This window comes from Vibrio sp. 10N.222.47.A9 (assembly GCF_963872585.1).
In the GTDB taxonomy this organism is placed as follows: domain Bacteria; phylum Pseudomonadota; class Gammaproteobacteria; order Enterobacterales; family Vibrionaceae; genus Vibrio; species Vibrio splendidus.
This window is the reverse complement of record NZ_CAWNBB010000059.1, coordinates 55,256-68,864: the sequence shown is the minus strand read 5'-3', so window position 1 is coordinate 68,864 and position 13,609 is coordinate 55,256. Positions and strand designations below refer to the sequence as shown.

General features: G+C 43.8%; 12 protein-coding genes and 1 pseudogene. 6 read left to right on the top strand and 7 right to left on the bottom strand.

Going from position 1 to position 13,609, the window contains the following annotated elements; genetic code table 11:
* Positions 1-133: pseudogene (locus tag AACT19_RS19945) on the top strand (IS5/IS1182 family transposase); the annotation flags it as partial.
* Between the two features lie 142 nt (positions 134-275).
* Here AACT19_RS19945 and AACT19_RS19940 read toward each other — a convergent pair.
* Positions 276-674: a hypothetical protein gene (locus tag AACT19_RS19940; protein ID WP_076648397.1), complete on the bottom strand. Its 399-nt coding sequence runs from the start codon at positions 672-674 to the stop codon at positions 276-278.
* 194 nt (positions 675-868) lie between these two features.
* Here AACT19_RS19940 and AACT19_RS19935 point away from each other — a divergent pair, with 194 nt between their 5' ends.
* A complete protein-coding gene (locus tag AACT19_RS19935) occupies positions 869-1,348 on the top strand; it encodes an Sbal_3080 family lipoprotein (RefSeq protein ID WP_017089890.1) in 480 nt (159 codons plus the stop codon).
* 207 nt (positions 1,349-1,555) lie between these two features.
* Here the strand turns inward: AACT19_RS19935 and AACT19_RS19930 are convergent, their stop codons facing one another.
* The gene (locus AACT19_RS19930) at positions 1,556-2,404 is read right to left on the bottom strand and encodes a DMT family transporter (RefSeq protein ID WP_076648395.1); all 849 of its coding nucleotides are present in this window, start codon (positions 2,402-2,404) and stop codon (positions 1,556-1,558) included.
* A gap of 138 nt (positions 2,405-2,542) precedes the next feature.
* Here AACT19_RS19930 and AACT19_RS19925 point away from each other — a divergent pair, with 138 nt between their 5' ends.
* A complete protein-coding gene (locus AACT19_RS19925) occupies positions 2,543-3,442 on the top strand; it encodes a LysR family transcriptional regulator (RefSeq protein ID WP_076648393.1) in 900 nt (299 codons plus the stop codon).
* Between the two features lie 175 nt (positions 3,443-3,617).
* On the opposite strand, the gene AACT19_RS19920 is transcribed toward AACT19_RS19925, so the two are convergent.
* Positions 3,618-5,198, bottom strand: coding sequence for an EAL domain-containing protein (locus tag AACT19_RS19920; protein WP_076648391.1), 1,581 nt, complete (start codon positions 5,196-5,198; stop codon positions 3,618-3,620).
* Positions 5,199-5,495: 297 nt separating this feature from the next.
* Here AACT19_RS19920 and AACT19_RS19915 point away from each other — a divergent pair, with 297 nt between their 5' ends.
* The 3 genes from AACT19_RS19915 (at position 5,496) to AACT19_RS19905 (ending at position 7,580) form a co-directional block, all read left to right on the top strand.
* Positions 5,496-6,158 carry a hypothetical protein gene (locus tag AACT19_RS19915; RefSeq protein ID WP_083717898.1) on the top strand — a complete coding sequence of 221 codons (663 nt, stop codon included), beginning with the start codon at positions 5,496-5,498 and terminating at the stop codon, positions 6,156-6,158.
* A 39-nt stretch (positions 6,159-6,197) separates the two neighbouring features.
* Positions 6,198-6,620: a lysozyme inhibitor LprI family protein gene (locus AACT19_RS19910; RefSeq protein WP_076648389.1), complete on the top strand. Its 423-nt coding sequence runs from the start codon at positions 6,198-6,200 to the stop codon at positions 6,618-6,620.
* 168 nt (positions 6,621-6,788) lie between these two features.
* A complete protein-coding gene (locus tag AACT19_RS19905; protein WP_076648387.1) occupies positions 6,789-7,580 on the top strand; it encodes a carbon-nitrogen hydrolase family protein in 792 nt (263 codons plus the stop codon).
* 85 nt (positions 7,581-7,665) lie between these two features.
* On the opposite strand, the gene AACT19_RS19900 is transcribed toward AACT19_RS19905, so the two are convergent.
* From AACT19_RS19900 to rbsB, 4 genes are all read right to left on the bottom strand, one after another.
* The gene (locus AACT19_RS19900; protein ID WP_076648385.1) at positions 7,666-10,125 is read right to left on the bottom strand and encodes a CHASE3 domain-containing protein; all 2,460 of its coding nucleotides are present in this window, start codon (positions 10,123-10,125) and stop codon (positions 7,666-7,668) included.
* Between the two features lie 224 nt (positions 10,126-10,349).
* Complete coding sequence (locus AACT19_RS19895; RefSeq protein WP_004730338.1) at positions 10,350-11,351, bottom strand: substrate-binding domain-containing protein; 1,002 nt, start codon at positions 11,349-11,351, stop codon at positions 10,350-10,352.
* Between the two features lie 105 nt (positions 11,352-11,456).
* Positions 11,457-12,401, bottom strand: coding sequence for a ribokinase (gene rbsK / locus AACT19_RS19890; protein WP_076648383.1), 945 nt, complete (start codon positions 12,399-12,401; stop codon positions 11,457-11,459).
* 192 nt (positions 12,402-12,593) lie between these two features.
* The gene (gene rbsB / locus AACT19_RS19885; RefSeq protein ID WP_009844904.1) at positions 12,594-13,472 is read right to left on the bottom strand and encodes a ribose ABC transporter substrate-binding protein RbsB; all 879 of its coding nucleotides are present in this window, start codon (positions 13,470-13,472) and stop codon (positions 12,594-12,596) included.
* Positions 13,473-13,609 lie beyond the last annotated feature (137 nt).

The window sequence follows — 13,609 nt, the reverse complement described above, 5'->3', positions numbered from 1 at the left end:
AGTTAAACAGTTGCTAGGAGGACGATTGAGTTTAAGAAATTACAATGCACAGGTGGGTGAAACTTACGCGATGATAAAAGCGTTGAACAAGCTTACTGGGTTAGGTATGCCTGAAACTTGTCGTATTGACTAAGGAATACGCGAAACGGGGTGGCTCTATCTCTAAATTTAATTACGCAACAAAGCCTATTCAAGACTAGTTACTGTACTTCGTGTAACAAACCTTTAAGAATCAAGCCAACCAAACAGGGCGCCAATAACAGGCGCCCTTCGTGTTAGTTGGAAACGCTGTAAGTGTCGTAGTCGCGAAGTAAGAAGATTGCGACACAGGCTGCGAGCATTGGCCAAGAGGCGAAGAACAGTAGGTTATTGAACGGGTCCATGTATTTTCCAAAAGAGGCGAAGGTGGAACCTGCATGCAGGACTAAAATGGCACCGTAGGTGTACTTTTTCCACATGCCGACGACGAACGCGCCTAAAAATCCGAGCTGAGCGACACCCATAGCCATTATTGCGTTGTCCGAAATGTTGATACCGTAAAAGCCAGACAGCACCTTTGTAGCGTGCTCTGGTACCAGAATCTTATCCAAGCCCCAGAACAAGAAGACGATGAAAATGCCGACTCGCAATAGCAGTAGGCTGGCCGCCAATTTCGTTTGAAGTTTCTTTTCCATGATATTCCTTTTATGCACTCAACGATGCGATGAAATTAAATGTCCCTCCAAGGAGACCCATCGTCTTCGCATTTTCTTTCGTTGTTTTTTAGTGCCTTATGTAACAAGGAATGTCTGATTAACTTTTGTTTATATAATATGTCATTTTTTGATGTGGTATCATTTACGCAGTTAACTGTTAATGGATATATAACGTGAAAAAATACCTACTATTATCGCTTTCGGTTTTAATTTTGGCTGGTTGTGGAGCCCCTCGTTACACAGGGAGCGCGATTCCAGAACCTACGACTGAAGTGGATGTTGTTATCGTTAAAGACGCTGAAACACGTGAAGGGTTCTTGAATACCATGGAAGCGTGGCTGCAAGATAACGATTATACCTACACCGTCGTACCAGATAAGTCTAAGCACGATCTTGATAAGCTGACATTGGAGTATGAAGGCCATTGGAGCTGGGACTTAGCGTTGTTCTTAAAGCAAGCGGAGATCAATGCTTATCAGAACGGGCAAAGAGTAGGTGAAGTAGAGTTTAAAGTTCCATATACGGCTAACCCGAACAAGTTCGGTGATGCATCTAAGCGTATTGGTTTTATGATGGATACGGTATTTGGTAAGAAAACCGCTGAAGAAGCGACGAAAGCGGCCAATTCATCAGATTCAAAAGCGACGAACTAGTCTAATTTTCTGACTAACTCATCCCTTTGTTCGCTTTCTATTTCTCTTTAAGCTCAGCTCGAAGAGACGAAGAGACGAAGAGACAAAGATGTGAAGCCGTCGCTTTTACGTTACGGCTTCACATTGTTCATATTAATTATAGCTCTTGTCTGAAGTGATACCTTACTCATTACGCTTGGTATTCAGGCCTGCTATCAATAAACTTCGTTAGCTTTGCTTCTTTTCATTTCGAGCCAGCCAGATGAGCGGCAATATGATCATTGCAGTGCCAATCGCCATTGCAATATCAGGCATTTCACCAAACCAGACCAACCCAACTCCCACCGCACCGAGTAAGCCGCTGTATTCAGCACTGGCGATTTTATTGCTTTCTGCCGATCGGTAAGTGACGACACATATCGCTGCGTAGATGAGGATAAAGCCGCTTGAACCTGCGGCAGTGATAAGTGGTGACCAATCCCATTCACGGCCTTCCCAAATGGCGAGTCCAAGTGATGCCGGAACGCCTGCTAAATTGGTTAACAACAAGGTTTGTGCCACGGTTTGATGCTTCGGGAGTTTGCGGATCAATAAGTTATTACTGGCAATGGTTAACGCTACGATAAGCGCTGCAATGGCCGCCCAATCGATCTCTGTCGGGCGAATGATGACCAGAACGCCCATAAAGCCAAATATTCCAGCAGCAACTGAGTAGCGGCTGAGTTGTTCTTTGAAAAATACCAAGGCTAACGGAAGCATCATCAAAGGTGCGGCGTAGAAAATCGCGTTGGCGGTGGCCAATGGCATGGCATTGATGGCAAACACCATAAAGATCGCACCCAGTAACCATATATGCGCGCGCAAGGCATGCCATTTCAGCCCATCGGTGAAGCTCTTTTTACTCACGCCAAAACAAAAAGGCAGAAGGATTAACACGGCAGTTAACTGTCTGAAGAAGACAAATTGAAACACAGCAATGTCTTCGCCCAAGGTTTTAATTAAGGCATCAGAGAAAATCGCAATTAGATTACCGACAATGAGTAAACTCATTGCCATTCCAACAGACATTGAAGGCATGATGAAGCTCCTATCATTGACTGACGCGTGTTCAGTGTGGGTTAAAATAAAATGAAGAAGTGCGATGGCGTAATCTTAATGCATAAAATCGTTTCATATATAATGATAAAAATTCACTTAGTATGAGCTGAACTAATAATGAAATTACCACCTTTAAGAGCAATACAATGTTTCGAGTCGGTCGCTCGTTTTAATAGCTTTTCTCAGGCGGCGATAGCGCTTCATGTTACTCAAAGTGCGGTGAGTCATCAGGTTCGCTTGCTTGAGGAATACTTAGGTGAAACCTTGTTTGTGCGTCAGGGAAGGCGTTTATCGCTCACCCCGATAGGAGAGCGTTACTACGAAGAGGTGTCTCATTCATTGCAGAATATCGCGCAAGCCAGCTACCAAATCCGCGAGGGTGAAAGTGGGAAAATTCGGATTGCAATGTACAGTTCTTTGGCCGTTAAATGGTTGGTGCCTCGGCTCGAAAACTTACGCCAACAGCATCCAGAAATCGATTTAACGTTAAGTATGGTGGCCGATGAGCCAGAGTTCTCGGATCAAGTTGCCGACTGCTTTATCACGGCTAATCCGCCAAAGAAAAACTACGTTGGTGACTTCTTATATAAAGAGCAGCTCTATCCGTTCTGTAGCCAAAAGGTGTGGCAGAGAATTGAAGATAAACCTTTGCCAGAGGCACTATGGGATCAGCAGTTACTTTCAGTAAATTCAATCTTCAAGGAAGGCGGTGAAGCGAAAGACTGGGCTAAGTGGTGTGAACTCGGTGGTTTCAGCCTGCCAAAGGATGTAAAAATTAGCCAATTCAGCCACATGGTACTGGCCGCTGAGGCCGTGAAATACCATCAAGGTATCGCGTTCCTGAACGACTACTTTCTTAATGACCAAGATCTTCAACAAAACTTGGTTCGTATCCCAATGCACGACTTACCGACTGGCGACAATATGTACTTTGTCTACAAAAATTCGAGAGCCAAGCAGTTTGAAATCAGAACGTTAGGCCATTGGCTCAAACAGCAATGTTTTGATTATGAGTAAACGGTGAAGCGTAACATTGAAAGAAACCGCTCACTCTCAGACACATGCGTGGTATCTAGATAACACGCATGTATTTTAGGGGCGTGAACAACGCTCTTATGTTCGTTGGAAACGCTCCAAGTGTCCTAACTCGAAGTAAAAAGATTGTGAGGCAGGCTGCCATCAATGAGTCTGCTTAGACTTGTTCCCATTCTGGCGTTGAGGTGGATGAGAGTTTGTCTTCATTATCTGCAGCCATATGTTGCTGTCTGAGCAAACTTATCGTCAGGCTTATTGGCATCGGTTTATAAAAATAGAAGCCTTGGATATAGTCGACGCCCAGTTTAGACAAGATGTTCACTTGGGACTCGTACTCAACCCCTTCGACGATCACTTGCATACCTAAGGTGCGGGACAACTGAAGCATGGACTCCAACAAAGGGATACCAAGGCTTGATTCGTCTGAAATGTTTTTCACAAACACGCGATCGATTTTGAGAATGCTAAACGGGAACTGTCTCACAAAGTCTAAGCCCGCATAGCCCGTACCAAAATCATCAATCGCGACTCTTACGCCCATATTCGATAGTTTGGTTAGGTTGCCTCTGATTTTGACCATGTCGGCATCAGAACATTCACCATCTTCGGTTACTTCAAAAACCACCTGTTTGAGAATCTCAGGGTTCTTCTTGTATATATGACTCACCTTGCTTGCGAAGTTGCTATTTGATAGCACATTCCGGCTTATGTTGACGCTGACATACCTTGATTGAAACAGGTGTTGGTTGCTGTTGATCATGGCTAATACTTCACGTAACACGAAGTACGTGAGGTCTTCTATTAACCCTAAGCTTTCTGCAAGAGGGATGAATATTGCGGGAGATACGTTACCTTCGATTGGGTCATGCCACCTCAACAGAGACTCGCAACCGACTATTTCATGAGTATTATGGTTAACGATAGGCTGCAAGTGGACATGCAAGTGATCGTTTCTTAACGCATCAGATAATGAATACTCTAAGCTTCTGTGGTTTTGTTTATTGTGCCTGATAGACACGGCGATAATTGTCGCGATTCCTGCAAATAGGAAACCGAACCAAGAGTAACGTAAGAGGTAATTAAAGTAATACTGATACCCAATATATGAGGTAACGGTTAGTGGGTATTTATCAGAAACAATGACTACTTTCTGTAAATATGTCCCTTCGTTTGCTAAGGATATATTTTTATCAATTACTTTTACTTTTGATTCGATACCAAAATTGGATAGATTTCGATTTACTATGTCGTACAGGAAATGAGGAGGGATCATTAAGCTAATTCCCGCATTATCTTCGTTAGAAGAAATGAGCATGATGGAATTGACTTTAGTGATCGCAGCATTGGTATAAGACAACGTCGTCATGTTGGGATCGGAATTCAAGCGCTCTCTGATGGATTTAAAGAGACGGAATGAGACGTCACCTTCTGTTGTTGAACAATAAAATTGGTCATTTTTATTAAACAACGCCGCTTCTTTAATCCAGTCGGTATCAAAAACCGTTTGTCTCAGCCGAGTAACCACGGACTCGCATGATTGCCCGTGCTCAACCTCAGTCAAAAAGTAATCGAATTGAGATTGAATGTGCCTCAGTTTTTGCTCTAGTTGTTTGGATGAGTCTTCAGTCAACGTTTGGTAATGAAAAGGCGTAGCCGGAATGAGCATTGCCATTGATATACAAAAGGAAACAACGAAGCATAAAGATGTTTTAGCAATATTCGGGTAATTGATATCCATAGTTGGAGAAGCGTTACCGGTTTGGGTGAGCATTCAAGTTAATTTATAAATTTAATGATAGCGATGCAAGGCAATGCATAAATAGTGTGAATGTGCGCACGTGTTATTTATTGAAATAGAGTGTTTTATCGTCTTACTATAAAAATCAGAACGTTAGATATGCTTCCAAGGTTGAGTGTGTCGTTTTTTTGTTCAGTACTTTTGCGTTTTTTGATGAAGCGGATTGTGGCCGGTTTTTTATCATCAAATTGAAAACTGTAATTTTTGAAATAATGCGAGTGAGTGGATTTGAGCGTAATGATAAAAAATATGATTTGGATGTTGCTGCGTGTTTTGATCGCCTATTTGTTGATAGGTCCTACTTACGCGATCCTTATTTTGTCTAATACAGCAACACCTGTCTTTTTAGATACTACGGCTGAGGTTTTAGCCTGGATCTCTTGTTTCCTTCTTGTGATTGGTTATGTACTGATCAGATTTTCTAAAACGAGGTACATGGGAAAATTATTATCGCTTAGTGTATTGGGGGCGGTAGTGTTAATCATGTATGTCGATGAGCGTTATCGGATTTTTGGAGTCAGCGTTAACGCTTGGAGCTTATTTTTAGCCGTTCTATATTTGACTATGCTTTTGTATTTCATTTTTCCAGTTAAGCAATTTAAGCCTTTACTGAGCTTAGTTCCTGTCGCTGGGGTATCTTGGTTTTTAGTTTGGACTTTCGTGGGTCCAATAAGCTTAACGTATGAGTTGATTAGCAATAAAACAACAATTTCAATAGCGAACTATCAAAAGGTAATCGACTTGCTACCTGAGTTGTACCTAGATGGTTTTCAGTCAGGTTTGTTTTCCATGCTTCTTGTTCTGTGGTTATATGCTTTCGTCATCTTGTGTCATAACCCTAAACGCAGTTATCAACAATTGGCGTCTCATGCCGTTAAGATTCGTAACGCTTGGCATTAATAGGGCGCATACACGTGCTTTTTAATTAGGGGAACAATAATGAAAAAGGTTTTAACGGTCGTGTTATTAACGTGTTTACCTTTGCTAGCATCAGCATCCGATGATGTTGTCGATTGCGAGAATGCGATGAATACCATAGAGATTAATCACTGTGCGGCAATTGAGTTGGAATCCGCACAAGCGGAACTGGATAAATACCTTACAGCCAGCTTTGAGCACAATGCTTATGATGCTGAGCTGGTTGCATCAATTAAGAAGGCTCAGGAGAGCTGGCAGGCGTACATGTCGGCTCATTGTAGCTCTGTGTACACCCAATGGCGTGATGGTTCAATACGAGGCCTTATGGCGCTTTCCTGCAAGACAACGTTAACCAAGCAGCGCACGCACGAAGTGTGGGCAAATTTCTTAACCTACATGGACAGCACTCCACCAGTTTTGCCAGAGCCTAAATTAGCGCCGTAGGCAGATTTGAAATGCGTACAGGATTGTGCACCTGCTTCAACCTTTGGCGTGTGAATAAGAAAGTGATAGGGAGTTGCCTTACTCTGTCGTTCTTAGTTCTTAGTTCTTAGTTCTTAGTTCTTAGTTCTTAGTCTCTAGTTTGAAGTATTACCTAGCAAGGATTCGATTTTGAATAATGTCAGTATCACCCTTATTCAGCTTGAAGTTGAATACAAAAACAAACAAAAGAACATTGAGTCGGTCTCTGATCTTTTGGAAGCTGAGTCGTCAGTCGGTGATATTACTTTACTGCCTGAACTGTTCACTACTGGGTATATTTTTAACGATGCTGAAGAAATTCATGAACTGGCTGAAGACTTCAACGACAGTACTACTATTGATTCATTAACTCAGATGGCAGCGAAGCATCACACCTTGATTGTTGCTGGTATTGCAGAGAAAGATAGCGGCCAATATTACAATAGCGTCGTGGTGGTTGATGGTTCAGGTTTACTTCATAAATACAGAAAAATCAGTCAAACCAAATTCGACAAACAGTATTTTTCACGTGGGTGTGAGCTCCTTACATTTGAGCACAAGGGCTTAAAGTTTGGTGTCGCAATTTGCTTTGATATTTGGTTCCCGGAGATCATGAGAGCGTATCAGTCGGTCGACGTTATTCTGCACCCGGCCAACTTTGGCGGTCACCACAGCTTTGCTATTGCTCAAGCGAGAGCTTTAGAAGAGGGGTGTCATGTCGTGACGTGTAATCGCGTTGGGCAGGATGTGGTTGATGCGTTTACCGCGACTTATTGTGGTAGCAGTAGAACCTATTCACCAAAAGGAGACTTAATGCTTCAGCTCAACGACAAGCAATCTGTAGAAACTGTGAGTATTCAAGATCTCTCGATTGCGCCGCAATACAATGGTATTGATGTCGAAGATGAGATCCAGCAAATAACCGCCCTGTTAAACCGTTAAACCGTTAGAACAAAGACTAGAGCGACATAAGATCGAAAAGCGCAAGGTGATTAAACCTTGCGCTTTGGTTTGAGAGTGAATTTTTTTAAGTTTTATCATTCATTTGAGTCTGGCGCTCAATCGAATTAACCGCTTTCATCCGCTGAGCTTGATGTATGTTGACCGTCAGTCGATTGAGCAGCTTTTGCAGCAGTTCAATATCAGGCAGTTGCTGATCTTTTGCCTGCACTTCTAGCTCTAATGCCTGCTTAGAAAGCATGTTGAGACCTAAGTTTAACGACATACCTTTAATGGAGTGCAAGGTGCGACATAGTGGCTCTAACTCCTTCGCTAAATAGTATTCGATGACTCGATCAACAGACTGTTCGAACTCAATAATGGTCGAATCGATAAGTAAGCTGAATCCTTCCGTGTCGTCTTTAAGTATGCGTATCACTTCTGACTGACTTATCTCTTCTTCTGTTAATCTCAGTGTTTCAATTGGCTTGCGATGAAGTTCGACGATGTTTTTGATGTCACTCGAGCCTTCGGTTTTTATTTGCTTAGGTAATCGATTCGAAAATTGTTGCAGGGCGTCGAAAAAGCTCTCTTGTTGCAGAGGTTTAGTCAGAATATGGTCGACACCGGCTTGAATGAAGTTGTCATGAGCTTCACGGAAAACATCGGCCGTGTAGGCGAATATCAAGGTGTCGAGTTTTAGTTTCTCGCGGATGTACTGAGTGGTCTCGATCCCGTTCATTTCCGGCATGTGATTGTCCATCAAGATCAGATCGTATTGATTGGTTTTGAGGCGTTCAATTGCCAATTTACCATTCTCCGAAAGATCAACATGATGGCCGAGCTTTTCACAGAAGCCTTGTGCCACGATCGCATTAATACGATTGTCTTCCACCAATAAAATACGCAATGAATCACAAGTCAGGTTTTCTGTATTGATTACTGGTGTGACGATATCCCCTGTTTTTCCTTCTTGCCATGCGATAGGCAGAGAAACTTGGAATTTTGTGCCAAGCCCGACAGCGCTCGTCAGTGTTATTTCACCATTCATTAGGCTGACTAGATTCTTAACGATCGCGAGGCCAAGCCCCGTCCCGCCAAACTTTCTTGTGGTTGAAGTGTCAGCTTGTTCAAACGAATTAAAAATTTGCTCGTGTTTGTCCTTTGGAATGCCAATACCCGTGTCTGTTACCGTGAGAATAAGTTGGTTGTTTGGTCTGTTGAGATCCGCTTGAATGGACACGTGACCTTCTTTGGTAAATTTGGTCGCATTACCGCCCAAGTTGAACATGATCTGACGTAATCTTGCACAGTCTCCGATCAGCTGGATGCTTGTTGGTATATTATTTTCGATTAACAGGCGAATGCCTTTTTCATCGGCCAAAGGTTTAAGCGCGCTACGTACAGGTTGTATTACTTGGACAAAATTAAAGGGTGCAAAGTCTAACTCAAGCTTATTTTCTTCCACTTTCGAGAAATCTAATATGTCGTTGAGTATCGTCATTAAATGATGGCCAGAATCGAGAATGAGATCGATGTTCTCTTTTGTTTCCGGCTCTTGGGTTTGGCTGGCAATGATCTGGGAGATACCAAGTACTCCATTCATTGGCGTTCGAATCTCGTGGCTCATGGTCGACAGAAACTCGCTCTTAGCCTTTACAGCCGCTTCTGCTTTGGTTCTTTCTTCGACTAACTCCTGATTTTTCTCTCGCATTTCGCTGTCATTTTTTACGAGGTTTGTTGTCATTTTTTGAAAGCTTTGTGTGAGGAGAGCCACTTCGTCTTGGCTGTCGTTCTTTGAACCAAGTTCGAGAGTCGCAGCGCCTTGTTTCAAATGGCCAGCGGCAACTTGGTTCGCGGCTTTAAGTAGAGTGTGTAATCTTCGTTTAATTCGCTTGGACGACCACGTAGCGACAAGGAGTGAGATAAACACCGAAAACAGTGTTCCCAGAATGAGTACATAACTGGTTTGATTGGCTGAGCTTTCGGACTTGGCGACTCTGACACTGATAAGTTGTTGTTCAATTTCAATAAATTGAGCAATCTCTTGACGGATCTCATCAATCAGTCTTTTTCCGGTTCGCTGCTGAGTGAGATAGACAACACTTTGCATTTCAGCTTCACCTCTGTTCACGAGGTTGCGCTGCATGATCTCTTTCTCTCCTGATTTTTCTAGCCATGTGTTGTGGATAGCATCAATTCGATTAAGGCGTTCAACTTGAGGTGGGTTGTCACTCACTTGAGTCGCAAGGGTTTGAATTTTTTGAGGCCATACATCAAGTGCTAAGTAGTAGGGTTCTAAAAAAACGAGGTCACCGGAGATCAGATAGCCACGCTGAGCCGTTTCCATGTCTACTGTTAGGCTGAGAAGTTCTTGAGCCCGAGCGATGGCTTTGTGTGTATGAACGACCCAATTATTGTCTTTCACAATATTTCGGGTGTTGTCATGAACAGAAAAAGCAACGATAAGCATCAAAGCGATAGGAATAAAAAAGCTAACCAATAGCTTCTTCTGTAGGGATATGTTGTCAAACCAACCCGCGATCATAAAACAGCGCTCTCCATGTCGATGTCATTTCATTGTTAGTGTAGATGATAACCAGTAGCTAAGTGCGTAAATAGTTGCTAAGCGCGCAAATGCATACGTTGGGGATGTAAGTCCTGCATATAAAGGGTATTTATGGAGCAAGTAAGAGTCGTAATTATGTGCCAAAGACAAAAAAGCTAGCCCGAATAAGCTAGCTTTCAACTGTATCATGGGCAGGTTGAGCCCTAAATCGCTTTTACGCTGCTTCGCTCTACAAGAGTCGGTTCTAGTTCAACGACTTGCGGGTAGGCGTCTGGCGTTTGTAGTCGGCTTAGCAGGGTATCGACCGCCGCTTTGCCTAAACGGTGCTTTGGCTGGTGGATTGTGCTTAAAGCGGGTGTCATGTACTTAGATAAGTGGATGTCATCGTAGCCAATGATAGACAGGTCATTTGGAATCAATGTGCCATCTTGAGCTGCCGCATGAATCACACCCATCGCCATCATGTCGTTACTAACGAACAAGGCCGAAGGCATTTGACCACGAGCTTTTAATGTTTGGTAAGAATCAAAGCCACCATCACATTCGAAGTTTGATTCAACAATCCACTTAGGGTTGATCTCTAAATTCGCTTCTTCCATTGCTTGTTTATAGCCTTGATAACGAGAAGAGGCTTGGTTGCGATGCAGTGGGCCAGTAATACAGCCAATATCCGAGTGACCATTGTCGATCAGGTGTTTGGTTGCCATGTAGCCACCTTGATGCGAGTTGTCTTGGATTTTATCACTTGCGAACAGCATTGGCCCCCAGTCCATTACCACGACAGGCAACTCTGGATAGCGCTCGAACACATCGATATGCTGACCTTCAAGCGTTGAACACATCAGCATCAAGCCATCGACGCGCTTTTGTAGCAAGGTATCGATAGAGGATTTCATGCGTTCGCTGTCGCCTTCGGTGTTACACAAGATAAGGTTGTAACCTTTCTCGTAGCAACGACGCTCAACACCTTTTACTACCTCACCAAAGAATGGGTTGGTAGAGGTGGTAACCAGCATGCCCAAGGTTTTGGTTTGCTTCATTTTTAAGCTGCGAGCCAATGCAGACGGCGCGTAGTTGAGTTCTTTGGCCGCACTGTTAACACGCTCAGCAATCTCTTCACTGACAAAACGTGATTTGTTCATCACATGGCTCACGGTAGACGTTGAAACTTTTGCAACCCGAGCGATGTCTTTCATTGTTGCCATATAAAATCCTTGTGGGAATCACTTTTCCACGTTGGGCGATATTCTGCCTGAAAACAGGGGCTTATGCTTGTTATTTGTTGTTACCGATTAACAGTCAAAATCAAGCTAAGCAGACAGTTGCTCTGCCAAAAACGCATCGGTTTCAGCACGGCTTGGAATCGACGTTTGAGCGCCAAAGCGAGTCACTGAAATGGCAGCGGCAGCGTGAGCAAACTTAATCGCGCGTTCTAATGGCATGTCTTCAAGCAAGCCTGTGACTAATGCGCCATTGAAAGTATCACCAGCGGCGGTTGTATCCGTTGCTTCAACGCGGAAGCCTGCGATTAATTCACCTTCGCTAGCTTCATTACCTTGACCACGATGACTCACCCACACGCCTTTCGCGCCTAGCGTGATCATTACCGTTTCGATGCCTTTAGCATGCAGAGCCAAAGCGGCCTGATGAGCAGATGCATTGTCCGTCACGGTAATGCCCGTCAGCACTTCTGCTTCGGTTTCGTTGGGTGTGATCACATCAACACAAGCAAGCAGTGAATCCGATAATGGACGAGCAGGAGCCGGGTTAAGAATCACTTGCGTGCCGCTCTTTTTTGCTACTTTTGCTGCGTATTCAATGCCTTCAATTGGCGTTTCAAGCTGAGTCAGCAGGTACTTAGCACCGCGAATCTTCTCTAGATGCGGTTCGATTTGGTCGCAAGTCAGCTTGTTGTTGGCTTCCGCAGAGAGACAAATGCTGTTTTCGCCCGTTGCTGATACTTGGATCATCGCGATGCCCGTCGGTGTGTTTTCTGCAACGATCACACCGTCGATGTTGATGCCATCTTTGGCGAAGTCTTGACGAATATTGATCCCAAATGGGTCGTCACCAACACAGGCGATAAAGCCAATGTCTGCGTTTAATCTTGCTGCAGCGACCGCTTGGTTTGCGCCTTTGCCGCCAGGGATGACCTGATAGTTACCGCCAATCAAGGTTTCACCCGGACGAGGGAACGAAGGAACTTGCAGTACGTGGTCAGCGTTAACGCTACCTAAAACAATCAGTTGAGTCATGATACGAGCCTTATGATATATCGTATTTGAAAATGCATGGGTCTTTCTCATTACGTAAATTGCTCGCCTTGTTAGACGGCTTATGAGAAACAGCGATGCACTGTCTGGGTTGGTTTAATAAGGCAGGGATAGGGGAATCCCTGCCTATGTGTCGCTCTATTTTTTTCTTTATTTAGTCGATATTGGATTCAATTACTTAGCGATGATTTTTAGAGGTACAGGTACGTACTCGTCTACTGTCTCGCCTTTCAGTACTTTGTCTGCCATTTCAACACCTAAAGAACCGATTAGATCAGGCTGTTGTGCAACCGTTGCGCCTAGTAGGCCGCGGTTAACAGCAGCGATGCCGTCTTCAGTGCCATCAAAGCCAACGATCATTACGTCTTTACCTGAAGCTTGAACTGCGCGAAGTGCACCTAGTGCCATTTCATCGTTTTGAGCGAATACTGCTTGTACGTCTGGGTTAGCTGCAAGCAAGTTTTCCATTACGTTCAGGCCTTTAGTACGGTCGAAATCAGCAGGTTGGCTTGCTAAAAGCTCTAGGTCGCTGCCGTTTACTGCGTTCATGAAGCCTTCACCACGTTCACGAGCAGCAGAAGTACCAGCAATACCTTCAAGTTGGATTACTTTCGCTTTCTCGCCTACTTTTTCCATGATGAAGTGACCTGCCATTTCGCCGCCGATTACGTTATCAGAAGCAATGTGGCTCACTACGTCACCACGGCTTGCGCCACGGTCTAGCGTTAGTACAGGGATGTTTGAACGGTTAGCAATACGAATAGCGTTAGATACTGCATCTGAATCTGTAGGGTTAATCAGGATTGCCTTAACACCACGAATGGTTAGATCTTCAATGTTCGAAAGCTCTTTGCTTGGGTCGTTTTGAGAATCAAGAACGATAAGCTTGTAGCCTAGCTCTTCCGCTTTCGCTTCTGCGCCATCTTTCATGGTTACAAAGAATGGGTTATTCAATGTAGATAGAACGATTGCCATTGTATCTTGCGCCTGTGCAGACACAGATACCGTTGTAGAAAGAAGAGCAGCAGAAATAAGAGTCGCTAATTTTTTCATGGTGTAAGTCCTTTGTGTAGGGTGAGCTAGGAGGTGAGTCCTAGCTCGTAGTTACATTATTTATAGATTCTAATATTTTAAGGTAAAACAAACTGTTACTTTTATTAAACTAGGGTGTTACTTGTATTAACCTAGAG

Coding starts and splice junctions, on each gene's coding strand:
- AACT19_RS19940 (WP_076648397.1), bottom strand. CDS start 674: ATGGAAAAGAAACTTCAAACGAAATTGGCGGCCAGCCTACTGCTATTG.
- AACT19_RS19930 (WP_076648395.1), bottom strand. CDS start 2,404: ATGCCTTCAATGTCTGTTGGAATGGCAATGAGTTTACTCATTGTCGGT.
- AACT19_RS19925 (WP_076648393.1), top strand. CDS start 2,543: ATGAAATTACCACCTTTAAGAGCAATACAATGTTTCGAGTCGGTCGCT.
- AACT19_RS19920 (WP_076648391.1), bottom strand. CDS start 5,198: ATGGATATCAATTACCCGAATATTGCTAAAACATCTTTATGCTTCGTT.
- AACT19_RS19915 (WP_083717898.1), top strand. CDS start 5,496: ATGATAAAAAATATGATTTGGATGTTGCTGCGTGTTTTGATCGCCTAT.
- AACT19_RS19910 (WP_076648389.1), top strand. CDS start 6,198: ATGAAAAAGGTTTTAACGGTCGTGTTATTAACGTGTTTACCTTTGCTA.
- AACT19_RS19900 (WP_076648385.1), bottom strand. CDS start 10,125: ATGATCGCGGGTTGGTTTGACAACATATCCCTACAGAAGAAGCTATTG.
- AACT19_RS19895 (WP_004730338.1), bottom strand. CDS start 11,351: ATGGCAACAATGAAAGACATCGCTCGGGTTGCAAAAGTTTCAACGTCT.
- rbsK (WP_076648383.1), bottom strand. CDS start 12,401: ATGACTCAACTGATTGTTTTAGGTAGCGTTAACGCTGACCACGTACTG.
- rbsB (WP_009844904.1), bottom strand. CDS start 13,472: ATGAAAAAATTAGCGACTCTTATTTCTGCTGCTCTTCTTTCTACAACG.